This is a genomic window from Bradyrhizobium shewense (assembly GCF_900094605.1).
GTDB classification, from domain to species: domain Bacteria; phylum Pseudomonadota; class Alphaproteobacteria; order Rhizobiales; family Xanthobacteraceae; genus Bradyrhizobium; species Bradyrhizobium shewense.
This window is the reverse complement of sequence record NZ_FMAI01000009.1, coordinates 197,858-214,384: the sequence shown is the minus strand read 5'-3', so window position 1 is coordinate 214,384 and position 16,527 is coordinate 197,858. Positions and strand designations below refer to the sequence as shown.

Here is a 16,527-nt window from a genome sequence, read left to right as displayed (position 1 = left end):
CTTGCCGTCTTCCGCTCAGGTGTGAGCGAATGTATCAGGAGAGACCGAAAGCGCTTGTCAGCCCGATTGTGATGGGGACCAGCCCCACGACAGTCCATAGGGCAGCTGAGCTTGAGTCCACGCCAGCAACAAGGATCCAGAGACCGAAGCCCACAATGAGTGCCGAAATGGCGTAGCCGACCACCTTTTCCATCGTTCGACGAGCAACCAAAGGATCGATGCCACTGCGAACTCGACAGGGGTCGAAACGTTCCTACGTGGCAAAGTCGCCGCCGCCGAAGCGCGACTGCAAATCTTTCGATACGGGGTCTGCAGCTGCCATCGGAAATCTCCCATCTTTTAGTAGTTGCCCGTCTCAAAAACGTGGGGAAAGTCTGCTCGATCGGGCAGGGCGGGTGGCATGGGTCTTTCAATTCGCTTTTATCTCTTCGCCGAAGACGGCCTTCAACCTTGACATCAACTGGGCTCGAATGAGGATTTTAGTTTACGAGATGGTAGGCCCTGGTGATGCGCAGAAGCCGGTCGGGGTGTCCGCAGCAAGTCCATAAGCCGTTCATTCTCGTCCTGCTTCCATGATCGAGCCCGCGACTCTCGGCATCGGCGCGCCTTTGTGATAGCCGGTGCTGCTCACGAACCTATCCGGCACTCGCCTTCAGCCCCGCCGCCTGGATACCCGCCACCGCGCAGGCCTCGTCATTGTCTGAGGTGTCACCGGAGACACCCACCGCGCCGAGCAGCGTCGCGCCGTCCATGATCAGGACGCCGCCGGGGACGGGCACGAGCGCGCCCTTGGCAATCGTGTTCACGGCGTCGATGAAAAAGGCCTGCTCCTGGGCGCGCTGGAACAGGGCACGTGAGCCCATGCCCATGGCGAGCGCGCCATAGGCCTTGCCGTGTGCGATCTCGCCGCGCATCAGGCTGGTGCCGTCCTGCGCGGCGGCGAGCTTGAGCACGCCGCGCGCGTCGAGGATGGTGACGACCAGCGGCTTGAGCTTGAGCTCGCCGGCCTTCGCGAAGGCGGCGTCGAGGATCTTGCGGGCGGTGTCGAGCGTGAGGTCAGCCATGGCTGGTTTCCTTTGCGATTGAGTTGGTTGAGGAATTGGATTCGGCATTATCAAGGCTCATCGCCAGCACGCGCGCGACGTGAAGCGCCTCGCGCTGGGTGCCGTCATGGATCTGGTGGCGGCAGGAGGTGCCGTCGGCAACGACCAGCGTCGACGGGCCTGCGCGCCGCACGGCGGGCAGCAGCGACAGCTCGGCCATCTCGATCGAGGCCTCATAGGTGTCGGCGCCGTAGCCGAACGCGCCGGCCATGCCGCAGCAGCTTGATTCGATGGTCTCGACCGCAAGGCCAGGGACGAGGCGCAGCACCTGCTCGACCGGCTTGAGGGCGCCGAAGGATTTCTGATGGCAATGGCCGTGGACGACGGCCTCGTCAGCGATGGTGCCGAGCGGCAGTTGCAACCGGCCGGCCTCGGCCTCGCGCACCAGAAATTCCTCGAAGGTGAGCGCATGGGCGCCGACCGCCTTGGCGTCGTTGTCCTTGCGCAGCGAGGCGAGCTCGTCGCGCAGCGTCAACAGGCAGCTCGGCTCGAGGCCGACGATCGGCACGCCGCGCGCGGCAAAGGGCGCAAAGGCAGCGACCAGCCGATCGAGCTCGACCCTGGCTTCATCGACGAGGCCGGCGGAGAGGAAGGTGCGGCCGCAGCAGAGCGGGCGGCCGCCGCTGGTGGGCTTCGGCAGATGCACGCGATAACCGCCGGCCGCGAGCACGCGCAGGGCGGCATCGAGGTTCTCGCGCTCATAGATGCGATTGAAGGTGTCGGCGAACAGCACGACCTCACGGCCATCAACGGGCCCGACCACGCCAGCCGCTGGCGCAAAAACGTCGCTGCGGAAGGCGGGCAGGGCGCGGCGCGCGCTGATGCCGGCAAAGCGTTCGAACAGCTTTCGGAGCAGCGGGCTGCGGTTGCGCAAATTGGCCAGCGGCGCTAGCCGCGATGCGAGGCCGGCATAGCGCGGGAGATAGCCGACCAGGCGGTCGCGCAATGTCAGGCCGTGCGAGGCGGCACGCGCGGCCAGCACCTCGATCTTCATCTTGGCCATGTCGACGCCGGTGGGGCATTCGTGGCGGCAGGCCTTGCAGGAGACGCAGAGTTTGAGCGTTTCCATCATCTCGTCGGACGAAAGCGCATCCGGGCCGAGCTGGCCGGAGATCGCGAGCCGCAGCGTGTTGGCGCGGCCGCGGGTGACGTCCTTCTCGTTGCGCGTGGCGCGATAGGACGGGCACATCACGCCGCCCTCGAGCTTGCGGCAGGCCCCGTTGTTGTTGCACATCTCGACCGCGCCCTGGAAGCCGCCGCCGGCGCCGGGATAAGCCGACCAGTCGAGCTTCGTCTTTAGCTCGCCGACGCGATAGTCGGGCTTGAAGCGGAACAGCGAGCGGTCGTCCATCTTCGGTGCATCGACGATCTTTCCGGGATTGAGCGTGCCATCGGGATCGAAGCGCTGCTTCACCTCGCGGAAGTCGGCAACGAGGCGTTCGCCGAACATCGTCTCGTGGAATTCGGAGCGCACCAGGCCGTCGCCATGCTCGCCGGAATGCGAGCCCTTGTACTCGCGCACCAGCGCGAAGGCCTCTTCGGCGATGGCGCGCATCGCCTTGACGTCCTTCTCCAGCTTCAAATTCAGCACCGGGCGCACATGCAGGCAGCCTTCGGAGGCGTGCGCATACATCGTGCCGCTGGTGCCGTGTTTGGCAAACACCTCGTTCAGCCGTGCGGTGTAGTCGGCGAGGTGCGGCAGCGGCACCGCGCAATCCTCGACGAAGGAGACCGGCTTGCCCTCCTGCTTCATCGACATCATGACGTTGAGGCCGGCGGCGCGGAAATCGGCGATGCCGCTCTGCAATGCAGGCTCGGTGATCTCGACGACGCCGCCCCATTTGCGTTTGTCGTTGGTCCAGCCGAAGCCGAGATCGCCCATGAGCTCACCGAGCTGTTTGAGACGGAGGACGTTGTCCGCCTGGTCTTCTTCGGCGAATTCGACCACCAGCACGGCGTCCGGATCGCCCTTGATGGCGGCAGAGATGATGGGGCGGAACATCGCGATGTCGCGGCCGAGCGCGAGCATGGTGCGGTCGACCAGCTCGACCGCGATCGGCTTCAGCTTGACGAGGTGCTGGGCCGCGTCCATCGCCTCGTAGAAGCTGCCGAAATGGCAGACGCCCAGGGCCTTGTTGCGGATCACGGGCCACAGCTTCAGCTCGACCTTGGTGGTGAAGGCCAGCGTGCCCTCGGAGCCGACCAGAAGGTGCGCCATGTTGTTGCGCGCATTGCGCGGCACCAGCGCATCGAGATTGTAGCCGCCGACGCGGCGCTGCACTTTGGGAAACCGCGCGGCGATCTCATCGGCCTCGCGCGTGCCGAGATCGAGCATGTCGCGGAACAGGGCGCGTGTGCTGTTGCCGGCGTCGAGATCGGAGAGATCGCGCGAGACCTCGCCGTAACGGCTCAGCGTGCCGTCGGCCAGCGCTGCCTCCATCGACAGCGTGTTGTCGCGCATGGTGCCGTAGCGCAAGCTGCGTCCGCCGCAGGAATTGTTGCCGGCCATGCCGCCGATGGTGGCGCGCGAGGCCGTGGAGACGTCGACCGGAAACCACAGGCCGTGCTTTTTGAGCTGGCGGTTGAGATCGTCCAGCACGATCCCGGGCTCGACCACGCAGGTGCGGCCCTCGACGTCGAGCGAGAGGATGCGGTTCAGGTGTTTCGACAGATCGACCACGATCCCGTCATTGACGGTCTGGCCGCATTGCGAGGTGCCGCCGCCCCGCGGGGTGACTTTGCGCCCCTCGTCGCGGGCAATCGCCAGGGCCAGCAAGGCCTCGTCCATGGTCTTGGGCACGACCACGCCGGCCGGCATGATCTGGTAGAACGAGGCGTCGGTGGCGTAGCGGCCACGGCTGAAACGGTCGAACAGGACGTCACCGGTGATTTCCCGGGCCAGGCGTGCCGCCAGGCCACCCTTTTGAGCCGATTCCGATGATTTTCCAGCCACTTCCGCCGCCATGGTCCGCTTTCGCCTGTTCGCCGGCACCGTCTTGCCTCCCGTCACGGCCCTTGGCAAGCGAGCCCTGCTTCTTGGGCATTGACGGACCCCGCCGGGCGAGGGACAAGCCCGGCGAATAGTGATATGCGAGCGGCTCGCCGGAGGCTCCCAATTCGGGCCGACGACGCTAGCGCCAAGACAAGCTTCCAAGACAGCCTCAAAGACCGGGAAGGACGCCGATGACCGTGCACACTGGAAGGCATTTCTTACAGATTCCAGGACCGACCAACGTGCCCGACCGGGTGCTGCGGGCGATGGACATGCCGACCCTGGACCATCGCGGTCCGGAGTTCGCCGAGCTCGGTTTTGCGGTTCTCGCCTCGATGCAGCGGGTGTTCCGCACCAAGCAGCCCGTGATCATTTTCCCCTCGTCCGGCACCGGCGCCTGGGAAGCGGCGATGGTCAACGTGTTCGCGCCCGGCGACAAGCTCCTGATGTGCGAGACCGGCCAGTTCGCCGTGCTGTGGCGCGGCATCGCCGACAAGTTCAAGTTCGACGTCGACTTCATCCCGAGCGACTGGCGTCACGGCGCCGACCTCGCCGAGATCGAGAAGCGCCTCGTCGCCGATAAGCAGCACGCGATCAAGGCGGTCTGCGTCGTCCACAACGAGACCTCGACGGGTTGCGTGACGCCGCCGCTGGAGGTGCGCAAGCTGCTCGACCGCGTCAAGCATCCGGCGCTGCTGATGGTCGACACCATCTCCGGCCTCGGCTCGATGGAATACGAACACGACGCCTGGGGCATCGACGTCTCGGTCGCCGGCTCCCAGAAGGGCCTGATGCTGCCGCCCGGCCTCGGCTTCAACGCCGTCTCGGAGAAGGCGCTGGCCGTCGCGAAAGCCAACCCCGGCATGCGCTCCTACTGGGACTGGCAGGAAGTCATCAACTTCAACAAGCTCGGCACCTTCCCCTATACGCCCGCCACCAATCTGCTCTACGGCCTGCGCGAAGCGGTCAAGATGCTGGAAGAGGAGGGGCTGGAGAACGTCTGGACCCGCCACAAGCGCCACAGCGCGGCGACGCGTGCCGCGATCAAGGTCTGGGGCCTGGAGACGCAGTGCGCCGACCCGGCTGCACACTCGCCGGCGCTGACCGGCGTGCGCGTGCCTGATGGCCACGACGCCGACGCCTTCCGCAAGGTTGTGCTGGAAAACTTCGACATGTCGCTCGGCACCGGCCTGAACAAGGTCAAGGGCAAGGTGTTCCGCATCGGCCATATCGGCCACTTCAACGATCTGATGCTGATGGGCACGCTCGCCGGCGTCGAGATGGGCCTCGATCTGGCAAAGATTCCGCACCGGAGCGGCGGCGTCCTGGCGGCCATGGACGTCCTGAAGGGACGCGACGTGGTGCCGATGACCAAGGCTCAGGTGGCTTAAAAGGCTCAGGTGGCCTGGCGGCTCAACTGGCCTGAACCGACCTAGAGAAGAAGAGAGCGCGCGATGAACGCACCGACGACTGCCAACGAAGACCTGCTCTACTCCGTCCAGGACGGCATCGCGCGGATCACCTTCAACCGCCCGCAGGCGCGCAACGCAATGACTTTCGCCATGTATGATCGCATGGCGGAGATCTGCCAGGAGATCAACGCCGACCGCTCGATCAAGGCGCTGATCCTGACCGGCGCCGGCGACAAGGCCTTCGCCTCCGGCACCGACATTTCCCAGTTCCGTGCGTTCAAGACCGCGCAGGACGCACTCGACTACGAGGCGCGCATCGACCGCGTGCTCGGCACGCTCGAGCAGTGCCGCGTGCCCGTGATCGCGGCCATCGCCGGTGCCTGCACCGGCGGCGGCGCCGGCATCGCAGCCTGCTGCGACCTGCGCATCGGCACCGAGACGACGCGGATGGGCTTTCCGATCGCGCGCACGCTCGGCAATTGCCTGTCGATGTCGAACATCAGCCGCGTCGTCGCGCTGGTCGGTCCCGCCCGCACCAAGGATCTGATCTTCAAGGCGCGTCTCGTCGAGGCGCCGGAAGCGCTGGCGCTTGGCCTCCTCAACGAGGTCGTGCCTGACGTCGAGACGCTGCAGCGCCGCGCCGACGAGACCGCAAAGCTCGTTGCCAGCCATGCGCCGCTCACGCTGGAAGCGACCAAGGAAGCGGTGCGCCGCATCCGCCGCACGCTGTCGCGCGAAGAGGGCGAGGACTTGATCCTGAAAGCCTATATGAGCGAAGATTTTCGCGAAGGCATGGATGCCTTCCTCAACAAGCGCACGCCGAACTGGAAGGGCAGGTAGCCCGCGTCCGGCCGGCCGCGCCATATTAAGGCGTGTACTCATAAAGGCGCAGACGTCGGCTTTGAGATCTAAACAGAAATATTCTGCTCAATCAGAGCATTGCCGGTTTTGACTCAAAGCCGAAATGAAGCTCCATCCACCCAACGTTGTCAGTTGAACAGGGATTGACCTGCAACCTAAGATTGGCGCGACCCATTTTTTGGTAAGTGGCTCTAGGTTACAAGCGCAGCATGAGTGAAAAAGCTGCGGAGGGCACTTGGTACTATGATGGAAGCATCCCGCAGCGCATCGCAGCTTACCGGAAGGAAGCGCGTCTCGCGTCGTCCCGCTTTGACCGCGACACAGACGATGAGCCATCAACAGTCGAAAGCCGACCTATACCCGAAACCAAGGATGGCTTTTTGTACTATTGTTTGCTCGGAAACTCGGGCGAACATCTATCTCCCGACGAATTGAAGGCGTGGGCGGATTCTCAACCGTGGGGCCCAGTTAAGTGGGACGAAAAGGGTTAGCTAGAATGTCGCGCTTGAACGGCTGCTCTTGGCTCATAGCTGACCCGCCACGGCGTCCGCCGATCTGTCCGCTCGTGGACCGATTTTGTTGCAAAAGTCGGCTGTAACCGACGATGCCGTTCGGCCATTTCACCTGGGCGTCGGGATTTGGTCCCCGACCCCGACACTCTCTACGCAACTCTTACGCTACGTAGTACACAGAACCTGAGCGGGAGGCGCTCGCGCAACCAGCGATGCGAGCCGCCGCAAGTTCTGGGCGATGGCAGCCAGAACGAACTCATCCTGGGCGCCTTGTGGACCACGCAGTCGAAGCCGGCCGGGCTTGAGGATGCGCTTCAGGTGCGCAAACCGCATCTCGATTTTCTTTCGCTCACGTCGCGACTGCTCAAAGCCCTCGGTGCCAGCGAAGGAGCGTGCAACGTCTCGGGCGTGTTCATGGACGTCGCGCGGGATCTTGCGTGCGGGCTCTTTTGGGCAGCACTGCGGTTTGAGCGGGCATACATCGCAGTCGATCTTGCTGGCGCGATACAGAAGCGTCTTGCCCTCTTGCACGGTGCCACTCGTTCCAAGCCGCTTTCCGCCCGGGCAGTGGTAGACGTCGCTGGTCGGATCATATCGAAAGTCGTTGCGCGAGAAGGTCCCATCCTCTCGCTTTGACTTGTCGATAACCGGAATGTGTGGCGCGATGTCCTTCTCCACCAGCCAGTTCAGCATCGGAGCCGATCCATAAGCGGTATCGGCCGCGAGCCGCTCCGGCTTGAGGCCAAAACGCTCCTCTGTACGTTCGATCATTGTCTTTGCGGTACCGACTTCGGCTTGCCGAATGGCACGAGACGCCTCGACGTCCAAGATGACGCCGAACTTCATGTCGATGAGATAGTTGTCAGAGTAAGCGAAGAATGCCGGTCCCTTGTGCGCGCCGGTCCACTGGGCCGCGGGATCGGATGGCGAGACGAACTTCGGCACAACGTCGCTGGCGGCGCCCCACGCCGTATCATCGAGAGTCGCCAGATACTCCTTCACGGCGCGGCTGGACCTCCCCGGATCGCGGTCCCTGCGCCAATCCTGACCCGCGATCGAGCGCTGCTTGTTGGCGTCGGCCGCAATCAGGCTCGCATCAACTGCAAAGCCTTCACCACCAACCAGACCGGCCGCAATACACGCCTCGACGACCCGCTCGAACACGTGGCGAAAAACATCTCCCTCGCGGAAACGCTCGTTGCGGGCACGCGAGAACGCTGATGGGTCGGGAATAGCATCTTCGATGCCGAGCTTGCAGAACCAGCGATAGGCGAGGTTCACCTGTACTTCGCGGCAGATCAATCGCTCCGAGCGGATCGCAAAGACATACCCAACCACCAGCATCCGGATCATCAGTTCCGGATCGATCGACGGACGGCCCATGGACGAATAATGGGGCGCAAGCTCGCTACGAAGCCAAGACAGATCGAGAGCAGCATCGATCTTCCGCACCAAATGATCTCCGGGGACCGCATCGCCAAGACGAAACTCGTAGAACAGTTGACCTTGGTCACTCTTCAGACGGCCCATCATTGGATCGACCTCGCCGAGAATCGCGTCAACACAACGGAATCATCGTTCGAGGTCTTACTCAACCGACTTTTGCAACAAAATCGGACCCTGAGCAGACGTGGCGCTCGTTAGCGCCGATTAGCAACTCAAGGATACGCAACGCCAATACGTACGTCCGATTGCAGCACTTTTAGCTCGGCGGCGCTATCACCCGCTTTCGCAGATATCGAAGAGAAGACGCACCAAGTGCCGAGAGTTGAACTCAACGCAACCTTTCCGGACCGCTGGCCGAGGTGCGCTGCGACTCTTTGAGGAGCCGCACCGTCATGGCCGTGGCAAGGCCTGTGGCGATCAAGTAGGCGGGGGACATGTTCCACCCGCTTCCTGCGAGCACTAAATAGCACAGCAACCCCGCAGTCGACACGGTGAAGCCAAGCCAGGCAAGCCTCGGAAAGCGAAATCCACTTTCTTTGCCGCGCCAAAGATCAAGCACGAGGTAGAATGCGAGAAAGGTGTTGCAGAGCGCTGCCGGCGGCAGACCCATGGCGATCCCGCGATCGTATGCGAGATAGGATAATACACCGTCGACTTGGGCAATAACCGCGAACGGCAGATAGCGCAGATTGATGCAGGACAGGGCGATGGACGCAGTTTCGAACGCGTAGAAATAGCGCTCGTGCATCTTCGGCAGTAGGTACGGCATGAGCATGAGCGATACACACGCGACAAGCAGAATAAACTCCGGCTCCGAGCGCTTGGAGCGCGCGATGAAAACCGACAACGCAAGCCCGCTCGCTGCTGCAAGCACTACGCCGACGGCGACTCCGATTGCGTACGGTGTGCCCGAAGCGAATATCCAGATGTTCGCTGCACTTATGAAGAGACGATCAAAAGTGTTAATCTGGTCCATATAGACGCCGAGCACGGAGACCAAGGATCTGCCCGCGACGAGAACTGGAATGGCGAGGAGCAGATAGACCCCAGGAACAGTGGCAAGCCACGCTACATGGATCCTGCGGCGCAGAATCATGCCCAATACGAAGGGGCTCAAGAATACGGCCTGGGCCTTCACCGAAAAAGCCACCGCGAACGGCAGAATGCCATTCCGGTCTCGCATGAACAGCGCCACGGAGACCAGCGTGAAGATAGTCCAGATCGAATCTGCCTGCCCCCACATTGCGCCATTGAAGATCACTGTCGGCGCAAGCCAAACCGCGCAGAATGCCATGGACGTGCGCAATGGCACTTTTGTGGCCCGCCAGACCATCTGGGCGACAACGACCGCGCAACCGAACTCGAATATTGCCGAGATCGCCTTCACGAGGGAAAGTGGCTGGCCGAGCCCATCAAAACGGGCGGCGATCAGCAGGAGGTAGCTGTAAAACGGGGTATAGTTGGTGAAGGGTTCGGCCAGCGCTCCAATACCGTAATCTCGGGTAAAGACATACCAGGGGAGCAGAAACTGAAAGGTGTCGCTGGTGGCGTGTTCCCGGACGAGGTAACGCAGCACAAGGCCTAAAAACCCGCACACTACCATGAGGGCGAGCGCAAGAGGCGAGCCCCTGAGCGAAGTCTCGTCTGGACGAATGAAGCAGTCGGGCTGGGGCGACCTGCCGGTTCCAATAGTTTCTTTTGTCACGCGGTCACTCTTGTTGGTGATTTTGAAAATCGAGAAAGGAAGGATGGGAGATTAGCGATGAAATCAACCTAAACGAGTAGCGCCTTAAAGGTTGTAGTGATGCCAGTTGTGCAACTCGCTAATTGCTCTCAAAATGATCGTGTGGTTACCGAAACCTTAGAGGAACCGGCGATCGTCGGAAGCGGCCGGCAGCAGAAGGCGAGCCCGTATTGAGCTGCCTTCGGACTCCTCAGGTCGTTGAATGCGGCGGTGGGAGTAGCCCAGGCTGTTTGGGGGAATGCTTTGGAGTTAAGCGTTCCGCAGTGTTATCGACGGTGCAATCCTAAGGGCTGGCGTGCCGATGAGCGGGAGGGGCTGGCAAGACTCGGAATTGCGCCTCATCGCAACGGCCTGCAATGAACGGATATCCATTTGCGCCCGTTTCTGTCTATCCCGACCTGCATTTCCAGCCGTCGTGGCCGCGGGGCAACATATTCGGGCGCTCGCTCCCCGCGCAGGTGACCAGAGACAGGTGCGTGGTGTCCGCCGCACGTCACCGTGCGAGGGCATGGACGCCTTCCTCAACAAGCGCGCGCCGAACTGGAAGGGCAAGTCCTTCAAGAGACCGCTGCATTGCGCCTCCGTGTCCAGTCCCAACGCGCCTCCGACAGCCGCCGCCCAAGCGATCTCAATAATGCCGGTCTTTGCACGTCGCGCAGGCGTACAATACCGGTTGTCAAGGGAGGCGGTTGGCTATCTTGCCGTCCCAACAAAGTGTCCGTCTGCCTCGCCGTCCTTAGTGAATCTTGGACAGACGCAAAAGCCTCCCGGTGAGCTGCGGGTTGGACACATGACCTTTGGTGTTCCCGACGGCAGTTCGGAAGCATTCACGAGGCATTGCGATTTAGGTTTTGGATCCTGCGACCCACCCTTGGCGAACACGGCTGTACCAGCGCCGGCCAGCATTAAAACAATAAGGACGCCTTGAAGGAAGTTCATGCGTAGTCCTTATAGCGGCGGCAATCAAATGAGCGGTTCTTCAACAGGATCGAGCAACATCATCGGATAGCGACGCGCTACGGAAAATTTACCGCCAACTGCCTCGCTCTTCCAGTTCGCTAATCAGGCTATGGCTCGGCGCTAAACTAAATAAGTCCTATCCTAGATTGATGCCGGAACCTGTGGGGAAGCTTTAGCTTCATTCCTCGCGCCGATAAGTATTCCGCCGTGTCTGTGTCTCGCGAATTTCTTGGTAACTCGTCGCTTCATCTATGAGACGCATCGTGCATGAGCGTGCGAGCTGCTTGGCGATAATTTGGGCGCGGTTTGCGATGTCGTGCTGAGTGGCTTTTAGGACTCCAGCATGTTGTGCGCGCGCAAAGACATCGCAGACGTTTGGGAGGAAGTTCGGCGCGTACCCGAACGCCTTAACGCCATGCCTGGTGCGGAATTCGATCTGGTCGGCTATCGCGAAAAGGTCTTCGCCGATAAAAGGCTTGAGACTCTGCACTGTCAAAAAAGCAGGGAGATTGGGGCCGCTCCTGTAATACTGACGTCCTTTGGGCGGGCGAATGCGGCCTAGGCCTACCATTAGGCCACTCTGAGTGATCACGCGCTGCCCGTTGTCGAGGACCGCAACCTCAATCTCGATGGTTCCGAAATGAAGGACGCCTTCATGCGTCGCTTGCGGCAAGTGTCTCGCCCAGCGGGCTTTAGCGGCCTTCCGAGCTATTTCCCTACGCTCGTCACGTGATAGGGCGGCTGCCCTTGCAGCGCCGCCAGCGGCTCGGGCGGGAACTCCCCACTGGACTTTCCACCGCGTTCTCCGCCGCTCGTGGTCGAGGTCTAAACTTACTTTTCTACGCGTACTCATGCTTAACGAATATGGTTAGATCAGAAAAATGCAAGCGCGGCGTTGCACAAAAATGGGCTCGGTGAAGCCTAGCAATTACGCGGCGAGCAACTCCGGATCATTTAGTACGGCCTTGACACGTTCTGGTGACGAGCACTGCCAGGCTGCTGTACAAAATGCGGCCAGCATCATGTCCTTGCACCGAATTTGTGGAACCGGCCGAAACATCGCCGTGAGAGCCTGCGCAACGTTTAGTGCCTGGTATATATTCCGCTCTTGGTAGAGCTTCGGACCAAAGACGCTTCCCAGCAATCCGCCCCAGAAATTGTGCGTGTGCGAACGCACTAAGACACCCTTCTTGCCCACAGAGATCCAGCAGGCGTCTCCGCTGTCCAATAAGATCGTCGCGTCGTGGCCGAATTTTTCGTTGATGTAGAGCAGGCGCGGCATCACTCATCACTCTTAGCTTCTTTGTATTTTCGGAAATTACGCTTAATCGAATTGGCCTATTCTAAAATAAGGCCTTGATCAGGGCCACGGCTAACTCCTCCGAGCCTACGAGCCCGGCGGATCGCTTGTAGCTCAGTTGCGCGAGGCTTGTCTCGTTTGGATCTCATTCCAAAGTCATAACGGGGATGACGTCGGACGGCTTGAACTTGGCCGGATTCATCAGCACAATGGTCACTGAATTCATCTCTGAATTTCCAATCCGAACAAGAACATAGGGAAGACGCCCGTGGGACATGGAATGAAGGCCGCGATTGCGCTGACAGTCGCGCTTTGCGGCACGCCGGCTGTTGCAGGCTGGGAGCCGGCCAAGCCCGTCGAGATCGTGGTGGCGGCGGGCGCGGGCGGCGCCTCCGACCAGATGGCGCGGATGATGCAGGCCGCGATCCAGAAGAACAATCTGATGAAGCAGCCGATCGTCGTCTCGCTCAAGGGCGGCGCCTCGGGTGCGGAAGCGCTGATGTATATGAAGTCCAGCGAGGGCGATCCGAACAAGGTGCTGATCGCCTATTCGCTGATCTACATGCTGCCGCTGTCGGCCAAGATCCCGTTCAACTGGCGTGAGCTGACCCCGGTTTCGGTGGTCGCGCTCGACCAGTTCGTGCTCTGGGACAACAGCGCGGGCCCCAAGACGGTGAAGGAGTTCGTCGCGGCTGCGAAGGCGGCGAGCGCGCCGTTCAAGATGGGCGGCACCGGCTCCAAGCGCGAGGATCACGTGCTGACCGTCTTCCTCGAACAGAAGACCGGCGCAAAATTCTCCTATCTGCCCTACAAGTCCGGCGGCGAGGCCGCGACCCAGCTGGTCGGCAACCACACCGAAGCCAACGTCAACAATCCATCGGAAAATCTCGAAGTCTGGCGCGCCGGCCAGGTGCGTCCGCTCTGCGTGTTCGACAAAGAGCGCATCTCCTACACCAGCAAGGTGACGGACACCCAGTCCTGGGCCGACATCCCCACCTGCAAGGAGGAGGGCGTTGACGTGCAATATCTGATGCTGCGCGCGATGTTCCTGCCCGGCAAGGTGACGGCTGAGCAGCAGGCGTTCTATGTCGAGCTGTTCCACAAGGTGACGCAGACCGCCGAGTACAAGGACTACATGGAGAAGCAGGCGCTGAAGCCGATCTTCCTCACCGGCAAGGACATGGTGCAGTTCCTCGAGGAGGATGATGCCATCAACAAGTCGCTAATGACCGAAGCCGGATTCGTCGCGAAGTAGTCGTCTTCTTCACCTCGCCCCGCTTGCGAGGAGAGGTCGGATCGCATCGTAAGATGCAATCAGGGTGAGGGGGACTCTCCGCGAGTCCATCTTTCACCGTCCTCGTGGAGACCCCCTCACCCTGACCCTCTCCCCGCAAGCGGGGCGAGGGGATTGGCCACAGCGTTTGTTGTTCGCTCATGTCCCAAACCGATCTTGAAATCGTCGTCGACGATCCGACCGCGCCTGAAGACGACTCGCCTTCCGTCGTCTCGTCCGTCACAATCGAGATATTCGTCTGCCTGCTGCTGCTCGCGCTGGCCGTCACGCTCGGCTACGACAATTGGCGCACCGGCGCGTCCTGGGATTCGACCGGGCCCGAACCCGGTTATTTTCCGTTCTATCTCTCGGTCATCCTCGGCGGCGGCAGCCTCTACGGCCTGATCGTGGCGCTGCTGGCGCGGCGTGCGGCGTTCGGAACCTTCGTCACGCGCGCACAGGCCCGCCGCGTCATGGCGGTGTTCGTGCCGACGCTGCTGTTCTGCCTCGTGATGCAGTTCCTCGGCCTCTATGTCGCGAGCTTCCTCCTGATCTCGGGCTTCATGCGCTTCGTCGGCAAGATCGCGCTGTGGAAGTCGCTGCTCACAGCTCTTGTGTTCACGGCGATCATGTTCGTCACATTCGATGTCGCCTTCGACGTCATCATGCCGAAAGGGCCGCTCGAAGCGGCCTTCGGCCGCTAGGCGGTCCTGCGATGGAAGCTTTCGGTCTCCTGCTTCACGGCTTTGCCGTCCTGCTGACGTGGAAGACGCTCGTGCTGATGATGGTCGGGCTGGTGCTCGGCATCTTCGTCGGCGTGCTGCCCGGGCTGGGCGGTCCCAACGGCGTTGCCATCCTGCTGCCGCTCACCTTCACGATGGATCCGACTTCGGCGATCGTGATGCTGTCCTGCATCTATTGGGGCGCGCTGTTCGGCGGCGCGATCACCTCGATCCTGTTCAACATCCCCGGCGAAGCCTGGTCGGTCGCGACCACTTTCGACGGCTATCCGATGGCGCAGCAGGGCAGGGCGGCGGAGGCGCTGACCGCGGCGTTCACCTCCTCCTTCATCGGCTCGTTGGTCGCGGTGCTGCTGATTACGTTCCTCGCGCCGATGATCTCGTCCTTTGCGCTGAAGTTCGGCCCGCCCGAGTTCTTCGCGGTGTATCTGCTGACCTTCTGCTCCTTCGTCGGATTGGGGCGCGAGGCCAAGCACAAGACCGTCATCTCGATGTCGCTGGGACTGCTGCTCGCCGGCATCGGCATGGATACCGTGTCGGGCAATCTCCGCATGACCTTCGGCTCGCCGGAGCTGCTCCGCGGCATCAACTTCCTGGTCGCCGTGATCGGCCTGTTCGGTATCAGCGAGATCCTGCTGACGATGGAGGAGCGGCTGGCGTTGCGCGGGCACGCCGCCAGCATTTCGCTCCGCGTCGTGCTCGGCGTCTGGAAGGACCTGCCGAAATACTGGACCACGCTGCTGCGCTCCTCCTTCATCGGCTGCTGGCTCGGCATCACCCCGGGCGGCGCGATCGCGGCCTCCTTCATGGGCTACAACCTTGCCAAGCGTTTCGCCAAAGATCCCGAAAGTTTCGGCAAGGGCCGCATCGAGGGCGTGTTCGCGCCGGAGACGGCGGCGCATGCGTCAGGCACCTCGGCACTGCTGCCGATGCTGGCGCTCGGCATTCCCGGCTCGGGCACCGCGGCGATTCTGCTCGGCGGCCTGATGGTGTGGGGCCTCAATCCCGGACCGCTGCTGTTCGTCGAGCACAAGGACTTCGTCTGGGGCCTGATCGCATCGATGTATCTTGGCAATGTCGTCGGCCTCGTGCTGGTGCTGACGACGGTGCCGATCTTCGCCTCGATCCTGCGCGTGCCGTTTGCCGCGGTGGCGCCGATGATCGTGGTGTCCTGCGCGATCGGCGCCTACGCGATCCAGAACGCGATGTTCGACATCTGGCTGATGCTCGGCTTCGGCATCGTCGGCTACGTCTTCAAGAAGATCGGCATTCCGCTGGCGCCGTTCACCCTCGCGCTCGTGCTCGGCAATCGCGCCGAGGATGCCTTTCGCCTGTCGATGATCGGCTCCGGCGGCGACCTCAAGGTGTTCTGGTCGAACGGCCTGGTCGGCTCGATCACGACGCTGGCGATCGTCCTGCTGTTCTGGCCGGTTGTTGACCGGATTCTGACGCGCCTTCGGATGAAACGAGCTAAAGCCACGCCACTGCAAGTTTAGACAAATAATGTTCGCTGGCGCGCGGCCTGGTGAGAAAGTCGCTATACTTTATCGTCAACTTAGCTTGCGCTGAAATCGTTAAGTTGGTTCTCGGTTCGCATATCTCGTCCGCTATAGCCTTCGCAAAATCGAACTTTGTGTTACGAGCTGGCTTCGTGGAAAGTAAGTCTGTCTGGTCGCTCGTGGTGTAGATGGGTACGTATGGCGTATGCCACTGGGCGATGATCTCGCCACAAGTGGTACATGAGAACTGCCCCGTCTCCGGCCTGGCACAGGCTCTTATGGAACGTAGGTAAACGGACTGGCACACCGGGCAGACCATACAAGAGTCATTTCGGCTGGCCCTCTTTGTTGCCGTTTGCTCTGATTGGAAAGTAGTATTTGGATGAGGCTATCGCGCCGCCGCCAGGCGGTCAATTTCTGTGGCTGTTCCGCCGCTTCAATCTACTTCTTTGGCCAATTCCGGCGGGGGCGCCACCATCTTTGCTCGGCAACCTTAGCAGCGTAAGCGGCTGGCCGGTTAAGGGGATTTGGTCCCCCTTTTGGTGCCGATATGCTTGACCCACGCCTCCAAGACATCTGGTTCATTAATAAAAAATCGGCCCGCTTAGCACTCCGGCCTCGATTCCTCCTCACCACCTGCCTGGTCGCGGTCGTCTTGAATGTCGCGACGTCGTTTGTCGATGCA

At 61.5% G+C, this 16,527-nt stretch carries 11 protein-coding genes; 5 read left to right on the top strand and 6 right to left on the bottom strand.

The features are described 5' to 3' along the window. Nucleotides 1-635 precede the first annotated feature (635 nt). Complete coding sequence (locus GA0061098_RS19230; RefSeq protein ID WP_091959287.1) at nt 636-1,064, bottom strand: GlcG/HbpS family heme-binding protein; 429 nt, start codon at nt 1,062-1,064, stop codon at nt 636-638. Next, nucleotides 1,057-4,068 (bottom strand): FAD-binding and (Fe-S)-binding domain-containing protein, encoded by a 3,012-nt coding sequence (locus GA0061098_RS19225; protein WP_165637467.1) that lies wholly within the window; start codon nt 4,066-4,068, stop codon nt 1,057-1,059. The genes GA0061098_RS19230 and GA0061098_RS19225 overlap by 8 nt, the downstream gene beginning before the upstream one ends. Nucleotides 4,069-4,286: 218 nt before the next feature. On the opposite strand from GA0061098_RS19225, the gene GA0061098_RS19220 reads away from it, so the two are divergent. Together GA0061098_RS19220 and GA0061098_RS19215 are read left to right on the top strand one after the other, a co-directional pair. Next, on the top strand, nt 4,287-5,486 hold the full coding sequence (locus tag GA0061098_RS19220; protein WP_091959284.1) for a pyridoxal-phosphate-dependent aminotransferase family protein: 1,200 nt from the start codon (nt 4,287-4,289) through the stop codon (nt 5,484-5,486). 63 nt (nt 5,487-5,549) lie between these two features. Continuing rightward, nucleotides 5,550-6,347, top strand: coding sequence for an enoyl-CoA hydratase/isomerase family protein (locus GA0061098_RS19215; protein ID WP_091959281.1), 798 nt, complete (start codon nt 5,550-5,552; stop codon nt 6,345-6,347). Nucleotides 6,348-7,045: 698 nt separating this feature from the next. Here the strand turns inward: GA0061098_RS19215 and GA0061098_RS19210 are convergent. The 4 genes from GA0061098_RS19210 to GA0061098_RS19195 all read right to left on the bottom strand — a co-directional run bounded on the left by GA0061098_RS19210 (nt 7,046) and on the right by GA0061098_RS19195 (nt 12,312). After that, nucleotides 7,046-8,413, bottom strand: coding sequence for a transposase (locus GA0061098_RS19210; RefSeq protein WP_091959279.1), 1,368 nt, complete (start codon nt 8,411-8,413; stop codon nt 7,046-7,048). 241 nt (nt 8,414-8,654) lie between these two features. Then, on the bottom strand, nt 8,655-10,031 hold the full coding sequence (locus GA0061098_RS19205) for a hypothetical protein (protein WP_091959276.1): 1,377 nt from the start codon (nt 10,029-10,031) through the stop codon (nt 8,655-8,657). Between the two features lie 1,177 nt (nt 10,032-11,208). Beyond that, entirely contained in the window at nt 11,209-11,703 is a 495-nt protein-coding gene (locus GA0061098_RS19200; protein WP_091959273.1) for a hypothetical protein, read from the bottom strand. 255 nt (nt 11,704-11,958) lie between these two features. Further along, nucleotides 11,959-12,312, bottom strand: coding sequence for a hypothetical protein (locus tag GA0061098_RS19195; protein WP_091959268.1), 354 nt, complete (start codon nt 12,310-12,312; stop codon nt 11,959-11,961). Between the two features lie 298 nt (nt 12,313-12,610). Here GA0061098_RS19195 and GA0061098_RS19190 point away from each other — a divergent pair, with 298 nt between their 5' ends. From GA0061098_RS19190 to GA0061098_RS19180, 3 genes are all read left to right on the top strand, one after another. Next, nucleotides 12,611-13,585, top strand: coding sequence for a Bug family tripartite tricarboxylate transporter substrate binding protein (locus GA0061098_RS19190; protein WP_165637466.1), 975 nt, complete (start codon nt 12,611-12,613; stop codon nt 13,583-13,585). A gap of 179 nt (nt 13,586-13,764) precedes the next feature. Further along, entirely contained in the window at nt 13,765-14,307 is a 543-nt protein-coding gene (locus tag GA0061098_RS19185; protein ID WP_091959262.1) for a tripartite tricarboxylate transporter TctB family protein, read from the top strand. Nucleotides 14,308-14,318: 11 nt separating this feature from the next. Beyond that, entirely contained in the window at nt 14,319-15,839 is a 1,521-nt protein-coding gene (locus GA0061098_RS19180; protein ID WP_091959259.1) for a tripartite tricarboxylate transporter permease, read from the top strand. Nucleotides 15,840-16,527 lie beyond the last annotated feature (688 nt).

Coding starts and splice junctions, on each gene's coding strand:
- GA0061098_RS19230 (WP_091959287.1), bottom strand. CDS start 1,064: ATGGCTGACCTCACGCTCGACACCGCCCGCAAGATCCTCGACGCCGCC.
- GA0061098_RS19225 (WP_165637467.1), bottom strand. CDS start 4,068: ATGGCGGCGGAAGTGGCTGGAAAATCATCGGAATCGGCTCAAAAGGGT.
- GA0061098_RS19220 (WP_091959284.1), top strand. CDS start 4,287: ATGACCGTGCACACTGGAAGGCATTTCTTACAGATTCCAGGACCGACC.
- GA0061098_RS19215 (WP_091959281.1), top strand. CDS start 5,550: ATGAACGCACCGACGACTGCCAACGAAGACCTGCTCTACTCCGTCCAG.
- GA0061098_RS19210 (WP_091959279.1), bottom strand. CDS start 8,413: ATGATGGGCCGTCTGAAGAGTGACCAAGGTCAACTGTTCTACGAGTTT.
- GA0061098_RS19195 (WP_091959268.1), bottom strand. CDS start 12,312: ATGCCGCGCCTGCTCTACATCAACGAAAAATTCGGCCACGACGCGACG.
- GA0061098_RS19190 (WP_165637466.1), top strand. CDS start 12,611: ATGAAGGCCGCGATTGCGCTGACAGTCGCGCTTTGCGGCACGCCGGCT.
- GA0061098_RS19185 (WP_091959262.1), top strand. CDS start 13,765: ATGTCCCAAACCGATCTTGAAATCGTCGTCGACGATCCGACCGCGCCT.
- GA0061098_RS19180 (WP_091959259.1), top strand. CDS start 14,319: ATGGAAGCTTTCGGTCTCCTGCTTCACGGCTTTGCCGTCCTGCTGACG.